The sequence below is a fragment of the Methylobacterium sp. 1A genome, from assembly GCF_058072805.1.
This window is the reverse complement of the sequence record NZ_JBYQVE010000001.1, coordinates 3940907-3954817: the sequence shown is the minus strand read 5'-3', so window position 1 is coordinate 3954817 and position 13911 is coordinate 3940907. Positions and strand designations below refer to the sequence as shown.

Annotated in this window: 11 protein-coding genes and 1 pseudogene; 7 read left to right on the top strand and 5 right to left on the bottom strand. The window is 72.4% G+C overall.

Translation table 11 applies throughout. The annotated features are described in order from the left end of the window. Nucleotides 1-36: 36 nt before the first annotated feature. Both ACX9MN_RS19070 and ACX9MN_RS19065 read right to left on the bottom strand, forming a co-directional pair. On the bottom strand, nt 37-348 hold the full coding sequence (locus tag ACX9MN_RS19070; protein ID WP_489725081.1) for a hypothetical protein: 312 nt from the start codon (nt 346-348) through the stop codon (nt 37-39). An 11-nt stretch (nt 349-359) separates the two neighbouring features. Further along, nucleotides 360-1145 carry a hypothetical protein gene (locus ACX9MN_RS19065; protein WP_489725080.1) on the bottom strand — a complete coding sequence of 262 codons (786 nt, stop codon included), beginning with the start codon at nt 1143-1145 and terminating at the stop codon, nt 360-362. Between the two features lie 400 nt (nt 1146-1545). Between ACX9MN_RS19065 and ACX9MN_RS19060 the strand changes: the two genes are divergently transcribed. The 3 genes and pseudogenes from ACX9MN_RS19060 to ACX9MN_RS19050 all read left to right on the top strand — a co-directional run. Next, nucleotides 1546-2667 (top strand): DNA-binding protein, encoded by a 1122-nt coding sequence (locus ACX9MN_RS19060; RefSeq protein WP_489725079.1) that lies wholly within the window; start codon nt 1546-1548, stop codon nt 2665-2667. A gap of 272 nt (nt 2668-2939) precedes the next feature. Continuing rightward, nucleotides 2940-5078: a heavy metal translocating P-type ATPase gene (locus ACX9MN_RS19055; RefSeq protein ID WP_489725078.1), complete on the top strand. Its 2139-nt coding sequence runs from the start codon at nt 2940-2942 to the stop codon at nt 5076-5078. A gap of 138 nt (nt 5079-5216) precedes the next feature. Then, nucleotides 5217-5987: pseudogene (locus ACX9MN_RS19050) on the top strand (cobalamin-binding protein); the annotation flags it as partial. 428 nt (nt 5988-6415) lie between these two features. Here the strand turns inward: ACX9MN_RS19050 and ACX9MN_RS19045 are convergent. Then, complete coding sequence (locus ACX9MN_RS19045; RefSeq protein WP_489725077.1) at nt 6416-6679, bottom strand: hypothetical protein; 264 nt, start codon at nt 6677-6679, stop codon at nt 6416-6418. Between the two features lie 227 nt (nt 6680-6906). Here ACX9MN_RS19045 and ACX9MN_RS19040 point away from each other — a divergent pair, with 227 nt between their 5' ends. The 4 genes from ACX9MN_RS19040 to ACX9MN_RS19025 all read left to right on the top strand — a co-directional run bounded on the left by ACX9MN_RS19040 (nt 6907) and on the right by ACX9MN_RS19025 (nt 12729). After that, nucleotides 6907-7287 carry a hypothetical protein gene (locus tag ACX9MN_RS19040; RefSeq protein WP_489725076.1) on the top strand — a complete coding sequence of 127 codons (381 nt, stop codon included), beginning with the start codon at nt 6907-6909 and terminating at the stop codon, nt 7285-7287. 80 nt (nt 7288-7367) lie between these two features. Continuing rightward, nucleotides 7368-9107 carry an efflux RND transporter periplasmic adaptor subunit gene (locus tag ACX9MN_RS19035; RefSeq protein WP_489725075.1) on the top strand — a complete coding sequence of 580 codons (1740 nt, stop codon included), beginning with the start codon at nt 7368-7370 and terminating at the stop codon, nt 9105-9107. Nucleotides 9108-9118: 11 nt separating this feature from the next. After that, nucleotides 9119-12331 carry an efflux RND transporter permease subunit gene (locus ACX9MN_RS19030; RefSeq protein WP_489725074.1) on the top strand — a complete coding sequence of 1071 codons (3213 nt, stop codon included), beginning with the start codon at nt 9119-9121 and terminating at the stop codon, nt 12329-12331. A 20-nt stretch (nt 12332-12351) separates the two neighbouring features. Then, the gene (locus tag ACX9MN_RS19025; RefSeq protein ID WP_489725073.1) at nt 12352-12729 is read left to right on the top strand and encodes a hypothetical protein; all 378 of its coding nucleotides are present in this window, start codon (nt 12352-12354) and stop codon (nt 12727-12729) included. A 65-nt stretch (nt 12730-12794) separates the two neighbouring features. Here ACX9MN_RS19025 and ACX9MN_RS19020 read toward each other — a convergent pair whose 3' ends face one another. Both ACX9MN_RS19020 and ACX9MN_RS19015 read right to left on the bottom strand, forming a co-directional pair. Continuing rightward, complete coding sequence (locus ACX9MN_RS19020) at nt 12795-12965, bottom strand: hypothetical protein (protein ID WP_489725072.1); 171 nt, start codon at nt 12963-12965, stop codon at nt 12795-12797. An 11-nt stretch (nt 12966-12976) separates the two neighbouring features. Then, entirely contained in the window at nt 12977-13894 is a 918-nt protein-coding gene (locus ACX9MN_RS19015) for a cation diffusion facilitator family transporter (RefSeq protein WP_489725071.1), read from the bottom strand. Nucleotides 13895-13911: the final 17 nt, after the last annotated feature.

The window sequence follows — 13911 nt, the reverse complement described above, 5'->3', positions numbered from 1 at the left end:
CAGCTTCTGTGGATATCGTCGACCGGACCGACCCGCTCACGCGCGGGACCAGCCGTCCTCCTCGTCGCGGATGGCGAGATGCAGGCGCAGGGCGAGGGTCGTCGCCCCGCCGTCGTCGTGGTCGAAGTCGCCGTCGAGCAGCAGCGGGAGCGGGGGCTCGTCCCACACGGTCCGGGCGCCCGCGACGAGGGGCGGGAGGGCGGCGTCGGGCGGCGCGAGGCGCCCCATCGTCCTGGCACGGGCCTTCCGGGCGGCGGGGCGCCGCCGCGGGCGGCGACCCCGGCCCGGATCCCCGGCCGGGTACGTGGACGGGGCGTCGTTCCAGGCGAGCTTGGTGCGGGTCGTCATGGCATCCTCCATCAGGAACGGGCGGCACACGCGCAGCCCGCCGCGTGGCGGGGCGCGACGCGGGGCCTGGCGGCCCCGAGCCGGCGCAGGCCCGGCGGCGTCGGCCTGCGCCGCACGGCCGGACGCCGGATCGGCATCCTCGGGGCGGCCGCCTCCACGGTCGCGCCCTCCTCGCCGCCGAGGTCGGCGGCCAGTCCCAGGAGGCTCGCCCGGAGCCTCAGGTCGGCGGCGCTCCCCGGCTCCTCGAACAGCGCACCGAGGCGGGCCGGATCGAGGCGGGGCGCGTGCGGGTCCTCGGCGACGAGGTGCAGCGCGGCGGCGAGCCCGACGGAGCGCGCCCTCGTCTCGGCGCAGGGGGCGCCGGCCAGGAGCCGGGCGGCCTTCGCGCGCCGGAGCGCCTTGAACGTCACCGGCAGCGTGCGCAGTCCCGCCGGCCGTCCATCGCCGCAACAGGCGAGCAGCCAGGGCGGCGGCAGGTCGTGGAGCGGGTCCGCCGCCATCGCGCGCAGCGCCGCGGACGCCGCCACCGGATCCGGCCCGAACGAGACGACCGCGACGTCGACGCGGCTCCGGATGGCATGGTCGTTGAGGTGGGCGAGCGGCAGGGCCACCATCAGGTGGCGTCCGCTGGCGCGCGCGGCGTCGAGGGCGGCCGGAAGCGACTCGGCGATCCGGTCGCCGCCCGCCAAGAGGCTCGGCGAGTGGTCGATCCGCTCGGAGATCCGGTCGAGGGCGCTGCTTGCGAGGAGGGCTGCTTGGCCGGCCGAGCTATCGTCGGCGTAGAACGCTGCGATCACGGGAAACCTCCGTGAGTTGGTCCGTGCCCCTTGGCACAATCGAATAATAGCGCGGATTAGGGCCGATCAGCCAGCAAAATCTATAGTCACTAGAGGTTTTGACCCGTCTAGGTTAAGGCGATATTTCGCCCGGCTCCTTGTATACGGCGGCCGAGGCGTGCGGATCGCCCGGGCAACGGCGGCGGACCGCCCCGCGACGACGCGCACGTGCCCTGGCCGGGCCGGCACCCCGACGTCGGCTCATCCGGCCGAGGCCGCGGCCTGCCGAGGGCGCGTCACGCGTAACGCCCTGCGTCACCCGCTACGTTACCGGTCGGGCCGTCGGGTGCGTCGGACGTGCGCGACGACCATTCCTTCACCGCTCGCGTCCATCATGCCGGCATCGGACGGAATGGCGGGCATGGTCACTGAGAACGATGTCAGGGCGGCGGCGGCGCGGATACGAGCGCGGCCGGCCCCGCCCGGGAGCCTGAAGGAGCGGGTCTCGGTCCGCTCGGTCAGGAAGGAGCTCGGAAGCGGGTCCTTCGGGGACATCGCCAAGCCGCTCGCCAAGTGGAAGGCGGACGAGGGCTACCACCCGGCCATCGAGCGGGCGGACTTGCCGGAAGCCTTCGAGCAGCGGCTCGCCGCGCTTGCGCGGGACCTGCTTGAGCAGGCGCGGGTGGAGGCGACGCGGGAGCGGCTGTCGGACTTCGCCGAGGTCGAGCGCCGCCGGCAGGCGCAAGAGGAAATCCTCGCGGAGGCAGCCGCGCAGGTCGACCATCTTGAGGACAAGGTCGCGGCGCTGCAGTCCGAGCTGGATCGGCTGCGCGCCGCCGGAGGCACGGCGCCCGCGGTCGAACCTGCGGCCCCGACGGCGGTTGCGGGGCCTCCCGCGCCGGAGGCGGCCGCCGGGTGCGGCTTCGTCGATGCCGTCATGGGGAAGAAGCTCGCCCGCGAGGCGGATGCGTTCTGGGCCGAGGTGCGCGACGCGGTCGAGGCGGCGATGCGCGAGCGCGGGCCGATGCCGGTCCACGCGATCTACCGGGCGCTGCCGGCCTCGCTGCGGCGCCAGGGCGAGAGCGTGGGCCTGCCGCTGACCCCGGGATGGCTGCGCTACCACCTGCTTCGCATGGTGGAGGCGGGCGAGGGACTGGCCGAGATCGAGGGCCGATTCGGCCTTGTCGAGGCGCGGCCGGCACCGGAAGTCGAGCCGCCGGCGGAGGAGTGCGGCGCGGGCGGGGTTCCGGAGGTGGGCAAGCGCCGGTTCTGGCGCCAATTCGTGCGCGCGGTCCACGACCTGCTCGCGGAGGCGGGGCCGTTGACGGCGGGGGAGATTCTGGACCGGTTGGACCCCGCGTGGATCGGGGCGTCGGAGCGGTTCCAGAGGATCACGCCGGGACGGCTTCGCTACAAGCTTCGCGGGCGGATCGACGAGGGCAGGCCGTTCGAGGAGCTCCCGGACGAGCGGTTCGCCGCTGTGCGGGGAGATCGCCCGTGGGACGGCGAGAGCGCGATGCCGGGTCGGGCGAGCCATGGGTGACGGGCCGCCTCGTCGGGAGGCGGCCCCGGACGGCGCCGGGCGCGGTTGCGGGAGGTGCGGCGCTCGACTCCGCGGCGAACGCATAGCAGGTAACGCTACGGGATACGCGTTACGGTCACGGGGTGGCCCCGCCGAAGGAGGTCCCACCGGCCCATGAGGTCGCCTCCGGTCGTGCCCCGGCCGGGTCGGGGCCGCCCCCCGCCGAAGCCGCTTGCTTCTCTAGCGGCTCTAGCAAGTACGGTCTCGCGGGAGAGATGAGGAAGGCTCCGGCGATGAGCGACGCGGCGACCCTGGACCGAACGGAGAGGCTCCCGACGCGCCTGCGCGTGACGGGGATGGACTGCGCTTCCTGCGCGGCCAAGGTGGAGAACGCCGTCCGGCGCCTGCCCGGCATCGAGGACATCCAGGTCTCGGTGGCGGCCGAGACCCTCACGGTGCGCCACGGCCCGGGCACCGACGCGGGGGCCATCGCGGCGACCGTCCGCGGTCTGGGCTACGGTGTCGCGGACCCGGATGCGACGGCGGCGTCGGGAACGGAGGCTGCAGAGCTTCCCTGGTGGCGCGCGCCGAAGGCGCTGCTGGCGTTCGCCTGCGGCGCGGCCTTGGCGCTGGCCTACGTCTTCGGCCACGCCGTGCCGGCGACGGACCAATGGGCCTTCCTCGCCGCCATGGCGATCGGCCTTGTGCCGGTCGGCCGCCGGGCGCTGGCCGCGGCCCGGCACGGCACGCCGTTCTCCATCGAGACGCTGATGACGGTGGCCGCCGTCGGGGCGACCCTCATCGGGGCGACCGAGGAGGCCGCGACCGTCGTGTTCCTGTTCCTGGTCGGCGAGGTGCTGGAGGGCGTCGCCGCGGGGCGCGCCCGGGCGAGCATCCGCGGGCTCACCGGCTTGGTGCCGGAGACGGCCCTCCTGGAGCGCGGCGGCGTGACCGAGCGGGTTCCCGCGGCGAGCCTCCGGGTCGGGGCGACCGTGCTGGTGCGCCCGGGCGACCGCGTCCCGGCGGACGGGACCGTGATCGACGGCGCTGGCGCGGTGGACGAGGCGCCGGTCACCGGCGAGAGCGTGCCGAGGCGCAAGGCCGCCGGGGACGCGGTGTTCGCCGGCACGGTGAACGGGGAGGGCGCGTTGCGCGTCCGGGTCACCGCGGCGGCGCGGGACAACACCATCGCCCGGATCGTGCGCCTGGTGGAGGAGGCGCAAGAGTCGAAGGCCCCGACCGAGCGCCTGATCGACCGGGTCTCGAAGGTCTATACCCCCGCCGTGGTCGCCGTGGCGGCGCTCGTCGCCGTGGCCCCGCCGCTCCTCGCCGGAGCGTCGTGGGGCGAATGGGTCTACAAGGGGCTCGCCATCCTGCTGATCGGCTGCCCGTGCGCGCTGGTCGTCTCGACCCCGGCGGCCATCGCGGCGGGGCTCTCGGCCGGCGCCCGCCGCGGCCTGCTCATCAAGGGCGGCGCGGTGCTGGAGCGGCTGGCCGCGGTGACGACGGTCGCCTTCGACAAGACCGGGACGCTGACGGAGGGCAGGCCGGTGGTGACGGACGTCCTGGCGTTCGGCCGTGCGGAACGGGACGTGCTCTCGCTGGCCGGCGCCCTGGAGGGCGGCTCGTCGCACCCGCTCGCCCGGGCCATCCTGGCGAAGGCCGCCGAGGCCGGGGCGCCGGTCCCGCCGGCGTTCGGCGCGTCGGCGCTCGCCGGCAAGGGGATCACCGGCAAGGTCGGGGGGCTCGGCCTGTTCCTTGGCTCGCCGCGCGAGGCGGGAACCCGGACGGCGTTCTCGCCCGAGCAGCAGGGACGGATCTCCGCCTTGAACGGTGAGGGCAAGACGGTGGCCGCCCTGGTGGTGGACGGCGTCCTGGCAGGCCTGATCGCCATGCGCGACGAGCCGAGGCCCGACGCAAGGGACGGAATCGACCGCTTGGCCGGGAAAGGCATCGATGCGGTCATGCTCACCGGCGACAACGCCCGCACCGCCCAGGCCGTGGCCGGGACCCTCGGCATCGAGGCGCGCGCGGAACTCCTGCCGGAGGATAAGCAGAGGATCGTACGCGAGCTCCAGGCCCGGGGCGCGGTCGTGGCGAAGGTCGGCGACGGCATCAACGACGCCCCGGCGCTCGCGGTGGCCGACGTCGGCATCGCGATGGGCGGAGCGGCCGACGTCGCCCTGGAAACCGCCGATGCCGCGGTCCTGCACGGCCGGGTCGTCGACGTGGCGCGGATGGTCGGGCTCTCCCGCCGGACCCTTTCGAACATCCGGGCGAACATCGGCATCGCCCTCGGCCTGAAGGCGGCATTTCTGATCACGACGGTGGCCGGCATCACGGGGCTGTGGCCGGCAATTCTAGCCGACACCGGCGCGACGGTCCTGGTAACGGCGAACGCCCTGCGACTGCTCAGGGTAAGGCTCGTATAGCTATCGACGAAGGGCGACCCGGGCGGCCAAATGGTTCACCGCGTTCGGCATGTGCGTTACGGACCGCTGGAAGCCTCGTCCGCACCGGGGGCGCCAAGCCTGCTCCCGTTCGGTGCTGAAGGGCGTCATGGACGTCCCATGCGTTGCCATCCACCCGAGCGGCTCGTCTGCCTCACCGAGGAAACGGTCGAGACCCTCTACCTTCTCGGCCAAGAGGACCGCATCGTCGGCGTCTCGGGCTACGCGGTGCGCCCGCCCCGGGTCCGGAAGGAGAAGCCGCGCGTCTCGGCCTTCACCAGCGCCGACATCCCCAATATCCTCGCGCTCGCCCCCGACCTCGTGCTCGCCTTCTCGGACCTGCAGGCGGACATCGTGGCCGAGCTCGTCCGGGCCGGCGTCGCCGTGCACGCCTTCAACCACCGGGACGTCGCCGGCATACTCGCCATGATCCGCACAGTCGGCGCCCTCGTCGGCGAGGGCGGGCGGGCCGATGCCCTGGCCCGCGGCTACGGGGACCGGCTGGCGCGTGTGGCCGCGGGGGCACGGGGGCGGCCCCGGCCCCGTGTGTACTTCGAGGAATGGGACGAGCCCCTGATCTCCGGCATCGGCTGGGTGTCGGAGCTCGTCCGGATCGCCGGCGGCGACGACGTCTTCCCGGACCTCGCGGCCAAGGCCGCAGCGAAGGACCGCATCGTCGCGCCCGAGGCGGTGATCGCCGCGGCGCCCGAGGTGATCCTCGCCTCCTGGTGCGGGAAGAAGGTCGTTCCGGCCCGCATCGCGGCCCGCCCGGGCTGGGACACCGTGCCCGCCGTGCGGGCGAACCGCATCGTCGAGATCACGTCGCCTCTCATCCTGCAGCCGGGGCCGGCGGCCCTGACGGACGGCCTCGACGCCATCCTGTCGGCGCTGGGGCGGGACCCGGCCGCGGCGGACCGGGAGGCGGCCCCCTTCGGTTGGACGCTGACCGAGCGGCATCGGGCGGTGCTGCTCAAGGTCCCGGACGACGGCGGGATCGAGGGCTCGCGGCTCGACGGGCGGTGCAGGGACGTGCTCCTGCGCCGCGGCTGGATCGAGCGCGTGCATGCGGACCCGCAGGGCCGGGCGCGACACGACCGCTTTCGACGCACGGCCTCGGCCCGCGTCGCGCTGGGAACGGCGGGCTCCCAGGCCTCGCCGTAGGCGACGGGAAGTGGTGGTACCGCCGACGACGGTGTCGCCCGCGACGGCGGTGACGGCCGCACCGCGCGGGACCGATAGGTCCCGGGGTTCGGCCTGAAGCGTGCCCGCGCGGCCACGGGCAGCCGCGGGGGACGGGGGCCCGCGGAACCCTGACCGGCTCACATCCGGTGGTGGCGGTGCATGTGCCGCATCATGTGGCCGCGACCGTGGTGGTGATGCCGCATCATGTGGCCGTGACCGCGATGCCGCATCATGTGGCCGCGATGATGATGGTGGCCGTGCATGCGGTCCATCCGCACCGAGACCACCTCCGACGGCGCGCTCACGGCGCCTGGCAGGGCGGGCGCGGCCGAGGCGGAGGAAGCCGCACCGGCGGCCCCGAAGGCGGCCAGGACGGCGGCGACGAGCAGGCATTTCCTCATGGGTCTTCCTCTCCGATGAACGACCGCCGGTCATGGCCGGCGGTTCTGGGGCCATCCCGGGTCAAGGGAGGCGCCCGGGGAACGGCCAAGCTGTCGCGACCGTTCCCCGTGGAACGCATCGTCCCGTCGACGATGCCTAAGGGAAGGTTGCCCCCGTTCCGGCAGGTGTCGACCGGCACCGGAATTTGCGTGGCCGGAACTGCTTGGCCGTGGTAATGGTGCCTCCCATGTGGGCCAGCCGCACCCTCTGGCGTTCGCTTCTCACGGTCTTCCTGACCGTGACGCTCGTCGCCGTCGCGGTGACGGGTGCGGGACACCCGCACGCGGGTGCGACGCACGACGGCCACGTCGAGGTCTCCGCGGCCGGGCATCCCGGCCCGGCGAGCGCGGACCAAGTCGGCGACGTAGCCGATCATGCCGACCGTGCCGGCGACGAGGCGGCGGGCCATTGTGGCCTGTGTTGCTGCCACGCCTCGTTCGCGCGCTCGGATGCCTTCGCCGCGACCGTAGCTTGGAAGCCCGGGCCTGCGCTGGCCGGCATCCGGACGGTCGCGTTCGACAGCGTGGTCCTGGAGACGCTGCCCGAGCCCCCCCGAACCTTCGCCTGAGGTCCGCGCTTCGGCGCGCGCCGGGCTGCCGCCCGTGAGGGCTGCCGCCTGCCTCCCTGTCGCGAAGGCTCGGTTTTCCCATGCGTGTTCCCTCCGCCACCGCCCTGCGGGCGGCTTTCCTTGCGCTCGCCCTGTGGGCCGGTGCGCCGTCGATGTCCGCCGCGCACGAGGGGCATGACCACGGCAACGAGGCGCAGGCCCCGCCGGCGGCGACCGCGCCGCGCGGCACATCGAGCACGGACACCCTGGAGTTGGTGGCCGTTGCTCGCAACGGTCGCCTGTCGGTGTTCCTCGACCGCGTCGGCACCAACGAGCCGGTGACGGACGCCGTCGTGCAGGCCGAGACCCCGGACGGGACCGCCGCCGTGTCGCCGATGCCGGACGGCAGCTACGCCCTCGATGCCCATTGGAGCCTGCATCCCGGCGAGCACGAGGTGCTCTTCTCCGTGACCGTGGCCGGCGCGACCGACATGTTCCCCGTCACGCTGACCGTCCCGGAGGCACCGGCGGCCGCGCCGGCCGCGGGCGCCTCCGCCTGGGCGACCGGCCTCGCGGCGGCCCACGACTTCCAGCGCCACCTCAAGGAGGCCGACCCGCTGCCCCTGGCCATCGGGGGCATCGGCTTCCTGCTGGGCATCGCGGTCACGCTCCTGATGCGCGGGCGCCGTTACTTGCCCGCCACCGCCTTGGTCGTGCTCGTCGTCGCCCTCGCCTTCGCGCCGCGCGCCTTCGCGGCCGACGGTCATGACCACGACCACGGCGGAAAGGGCGCCGATGCGCCCCAGACTTCCCGGATGGCCGCGCCGGCCCCGGGCGGGCAGGACCTGGCCCGGCGCCAGCCGGACGGCTCGATCTTCGTGCCGAAGCCGACTCAGCGCGTCCTCGCCGTCCGGACCCTCGTGACCGCCGCCGACACCCTGCGCCGCACCGTCGAGCTGCCGGGCCGCATCGTCCCCGACCCGAGCGCCAGCGGGGTCGTCCAGTCCTCCGTCGGCGGCCGGCTGTCGCCGCCGGAATCGGGAATCTTCCCACGCCTCGGCACGCGGGTGCGCAAGGGCGAGGTGCTCGCCTACGTGACCCCGCCGGTGCAGGCGGTGGACGCCTCCGACATGCGCCAGCGCCAGGGCGAGCTCGACCAGCAGATCGCCATCACCGAGCGTCGGGTCGAGCGCTTCCGCAAGCTCGCGCCGGGCGGCTCCGTCTCGCAGGTCCAGTTGGAGGACGCCCAGGCCGAGCTCAAGGGTCTGCTCGACCGCCGCGCGGCCCTCGACAACATCCGCCAGCAGTCCGAGGCCCTGAAGGCCCCCGTCGACGGGGTCATCGCAGAGGCGAACGCGGTGGCCGGGCAGATGGCGAGCCCCGGCGTGCAGGTCTTCCAAATCGTCGATCCGAACCGGCTCTGGGTCGAGGCCCTTAGCTTTGACGCGCTGGCGGGGGGGCAGGACGCCACGGCCCGCATGGCCGACGGACGGATGCTGCGGCTTGCCTACATGGGTGCGGGGCTCGCCGACCGCAGCCAGGCGGTACCGATGCACTTCGCAGTGGAGGGGGCGCCGCCGGAGCTCCGAACCGGGCAGTTCGTGACCGTGCTGGCCGCGACCGACGCGCAGCAGAAAGGATTGGCCCTTCCGCGCATGAGCGTGGTCCGCGGCGGTAACGGCCAGAGCATCGTCTACGAGCACACCGCGCCCGAGCGCTTCGAGCCGCGCGAGGTCCGGGTGGAGCCGCTCGACGCCGGGCAGGTCCTGGTGGTGTCGGGGGCCGTTCCGGGCAAGCGGATCGTGACCCAGGGCGCGGAACTCCTCAACCAGGTCCGCTGAGGAGGCCGCCCGTGTTCACGCTCCTCGTCACGCAATCCCTGCGCAACCGCCTGCTGGTGCTGGCGCTGGCCGCCGTGCTGGTGGTCTACGGCGCCTTCACGGCGACCAAGCTGCCCGTCGACGTCTTCCCCGACCTGAACCGGCCGACCGTCACGATCATGACCGAGGCGGAAGGCCTAGCGCCCCAGGAGGTCGAGCAACTCGTCACCTTCCCGGTCGAGACCCAGATGAACGGCCTGCCCGGCGTCACCCGGGTCCGCTCGGTTTCGGGCGTCGGCCTATCGGTGATCTACGTCGAGTTCGACTGGGGGACCGACATCTACCGCAATCGGCAACAGGTGTCGGAGCGGCTCGCGATGGTGCGTCCGCAGCTTCCGCCCACGGTGAACCCGATGATGGGCCCGGTCTCCTCGATCATGGGCCAGATCGTGATGGTGGCGCTCAGCGGCGGCACGGTCTCGCCGATGCAACTGCGGGAACTGGCCGACTTCACCATCCGGCCGCGCCTCCTCGCGATCCCGGGTGTCGCCCAGGTCATCCCGATGGGCGGCGAGGTGCGTCAGTTCCGCGTGGCGCCCCAGCCGACGGCGCTGCGGGCACTCGGCGTCACCCACGCCCAATTGGAGACGGCCCTCGCGCAGTTCGGGACCAACACAGGCGGCGGCTTCACGGACCAGTACGCCCGCGAGTACCTGATCCGGAACCTCGGCCGGACCATGAACCTCGACGACCTGCGCAACATGGTCGTGGCTACGGTCAACAACCGGCCGATCTACCTGCGGCAGGTGGCCGAGGTCTCCTTCGCGGCCCGGGTCAAGCGCGGCGACAGCGGCTACATGGGCTCGCCGGCCGTCGTCGTGTCGGTGGAGAAGCAGCCGGGCGTCGACACGGTCCGGCTCACCCGCGAGGTCGAGGCGGCGCTCAAGGACATCACCGCGAGCCTGAACGCCTGCGGGGCGGGCAAGGGCGGGTCGGGCCCATCCCTGGCCGAGCCCGCCGGGGAAGCCTGCGCCTTCAAGGGCGTGCGGGCCGACCAGCTGATCTTCCGGCAGGCGAACTTCATCGAGACCTCGATCCACAACGTCGAGACCGTGCTGATGGAGGCGGTCGCCGTCGTCGCCGTCGTCCTGTTCGCCTTCCTGCTGAACGTCCGGACCACCGCGATCTCGCTCACGGCGATTCCGGTCTCGATCCTCGCGACCGCGGTCGTCTTCCACCTCGCCGGGCTGTCCATCAACACGATGACGCTCGGCGGCCTCGCCATCGCCATCGGCGAGCTCGTCGACGACGCGGTGGTCGACGTGGAGAACATCTTCCGCCGGCTCGGCGAGAACCGGCGGGCCGGCAACCCGCGCTCGGTCTTCGAGGTGGTGGTCTCGGCCTCCAACGAGGTGCGCTCCGGCATCGTCTACGCGACGATGGTGATCGTGCTGGTCTTTGTGCCGCTCTTCGCGCTCTCGGGCATCGAGGGCCGGCTCTTCGCGCCGCTCGGGCAGGCCTACATCGTCTCGATCCTGGCGAGCCTTCTCGTCTCGATCACCCTGACGCCGGTGCTGGCCTACTACCTCCTGCCAGGCCTGAGGCGCCTTGAGGAGCACGACAGCCGCTTTCTCAAGCTGCTCAAGCGCGGCAACGCCGCCCTCCTGCGGGGCGTGCTCGGCCATGCCCGGCCGGTCATGCTGGTCGCCGGACTGGCGGTGGCGGCGGCCGGGGTCGCGGCGGCCTACCTGCCGCGCGCCTTCCTGCCGCCGTTCAACGAGGGCTCGTTCACGGTCAACATGGCCTTCAACCCCGGCATCTCGCTCGCCGAGAGCAACCGGATCGGCCTCGTGGCCGAGCGGCTGCTTCTGGCGATGCCGGACGTGAGGTCCATCGGTCGCCGCACCGGCCGCGCCGAGCTCGACGAGCACGCCGAGGGCGTGCACTCGTCCGACCTGGAAATCGACTTGAAGCCCGGCGCCCGGACTAAGCCCGAGCTCGTCGCCGACATCCGGGGGCGCCTCGCGGTCCTTCCGGTCAACGTCAATGTTGGCCAGCCGATCTCGCACCGGCTCGACCACATGCTCTCGGGCGTTCGCGCCGAGATTGCGCTGAAGGTCTTCGGCGAGGACCTCGACACCCTGCGGTCCCTCGCCGAGGACATCCGCGGGCGGCTCGCCGACATCCCCGGGCTCGCTGACCTGCAGGTCGAGAAGCAGGTGCTCATCCCGCAGCTGGAGATCCGCGTCGACTACGCCCGGGCCGCCCTCTACGGGGTCCAGCCGGCAGCCCTGGTCGAGCAGCTGAGCCGGCTCTCGAACGGGCAGATGGTCTCACGCGTGGTAGACGGGTACCGCCGCTTCGACGTGGTGATGCGCCTGTCCGACGCCATGCGCACTACCCAGCGGCTCGGCGACATGCTGGTCGAGACGCCGTCCGGCTGGGTCCCCGCCCGGCAGATCGCCGACATCCGCGAGACTGACGGGCCCAATCAGATCCTGCGCGAGAATGCCCGCCGCCGCATCGTGGTCCAGGCCAATACGCAGGCCGGTGCCGACATGGGCAAGATCGTGCAGGCCATCCAGGGGAAGGTGGCGGCGGCGAGCCTGCCCAACGGGTACACGACGAGCCTGGAGGGCTCGTTCCAGGCCCAGGCGGAGGCGAGCCGGACCATCGGTCTTCTCTCGCTGCTCTCGCTCGCGCTGGTCTTCGCGCTGCTTTACAGCCGCTACCGCTCGGTGGTGTTCACGGCCATCATATTAGGCAGCATCCCGCTGGCGCTGATCGGCTCGGTCGCCGCCCTGTGGCTCGCCGGCCAGCCGCTCTCCGTGGCCTCGATGATCGGCTTCATCACCCTGACCGGCATCGCCACCCGCAACGGCATCCTCAAGATCAGCCACTACCTGAACTTGGCGATCCACGAGGGCATGCCGTTCGGCCGGGAGCTCGTGATCCGCGGCAGCCTGGAACGCCTCGCTCCGGTTCTGATGACGGCGCTGTCGGCCGGCGTCGCCCTGGTGCCGCTGCTGGTCGGCGCCGACGCGCCGGGCAAGGAGATCCTCCACCCCGTGGCGGTGACGATCTTCGGCGGCCTGATCAGCGCCACGCTGCTCGATACGGTGCTGACCCCGGTCCTGTTTCTGACCTTCGGGCGCGCGCCCCTGGAGCGGTTGCGGGACGATGCCCGCCGCGGTTCCGAGGCTTCACCCGAGGCCCCGCGAGGCGCGCCCGCCGAGGCGTTCTGAACCTTCCCGACCACCCGAGAATGGACACCGACATGCGCTCACCCCTCCCCACCGTTATCCTCGCCATCGCGCTCGCCCTGGCGTCGCCCTGCCTCGCGGCGGGCCCGAACGGCGGCCAGACGACGGTGGCCGACGGCCACCCCATCGAGTTCGTCGCGACGGACACGGGAGTCACGTTCTTCGTGACCGGCGAGGACGGCAAGCCAGCCGACACGGCCGGCCTCTCGGCCAAGGCCTTCGTCCAAGCCGCGGGCAAGACGGAGACCTTAACTTTGAAGCCGGCAGCGCCGAACAAACTCGTGGCCGAACTGAAGGCGCCGCTTACGGCTGGCGCCAAGGTGGTGCTGTCCGCCAAGATGCACGGACACACCATCCAGGCTCGTTTCGAGAAGCAGTAAGCAGGACCGGCCGCTGGGCCGGGACGCAGCCCGGAGAGGTCTGCGTCCCGGCCCAGCGGCTCCACTCAGGTGCAGCGCTCCAGGAGCACCAGAAGCCCGAACATCAGCAGGACCAGCGCCATCGCCTTGGAGAGGTCACGGCCCGCCGCGCGCTTCAGGTGCGCGGCCGCCCGGCGCTTCTTCCGATTCTTGGGACCCCAGTAGAGTTGCTGGCGGCCGAGCTTCTTACCTGCCATGGTCGCCGCCGTCACACCGGCAAGTGAACGGCCTCGGCCGCGAGGGCCTCGTCCTCGACCTGGATGGTGACGTGCTCGATGCCATGGCGTTCCTTCAGCATGGAACGGACGCCCCGGATCATGTCAGGGCCATGGGCCACATCGTCCACGATCACGTGCCCGCTCATGGCGTCGAAGCCGGAAGTCAGCGTCCAGGCATGCAGGTCGTAGGCTCGCCGGACATTCGGCATCGCCTCGATCCCGGCCTTCAATGCATCGAGGTCGACACCCGGCGGCGTGCCCTCCAGCAGGATGTGCAGCGCCTCGTTCAGCAGGCGCCACGTGCGCGGCACGATGAACAGGCCGATGCCGGCGCCGACCAGCGGATCCACCCAACGCCAACCGGTCGCCATCACGACGAGCGCGGCGACGATGACCCCGACGGAGCCCAGCATGTCCGAGAACACCTCGAAGTAGGCCCCCTTGATGTTGAGGCTCTCCGACGAGCCGCCGGCCAGCAGCCGCATGCTGGCGAGGTTCACGCCAAGTCCGACCAGCGCCACCAGCATCATTGGCCAGCCGAGGATCTCGGTCGGCTCCACGAACCGGCGGTATGCCTCGTAGAGGATGTAGGCCGTCACACCGAGGAGCACGACAGCGTTGGCAAGCGCCGCCAGGATCTCGAAACGCATGTATCCGAAGCTCTTGCCCGGCGTCGGCGCCTTGGCGGCGTAGTGGATGGCAAGCAGGGACAGGGCGAGGCCGCCGGCATCGGTGACCATGTGCGCGGCATCGGCGAGCAGCGCGAGGCTGCCGGTGAGCAGGCCGCCTACGACTTCCGCGGCCATGTAGGTCAGCGTCAGCGCGAGCGCCCACGCGAGACGACCCTTGTTCCGGCCGGCAGCCGAGCCGGATGGGATGCCGCCCCCGTGCGAATGTCCATGTCCCATGTGGCGTCCAATCCTTC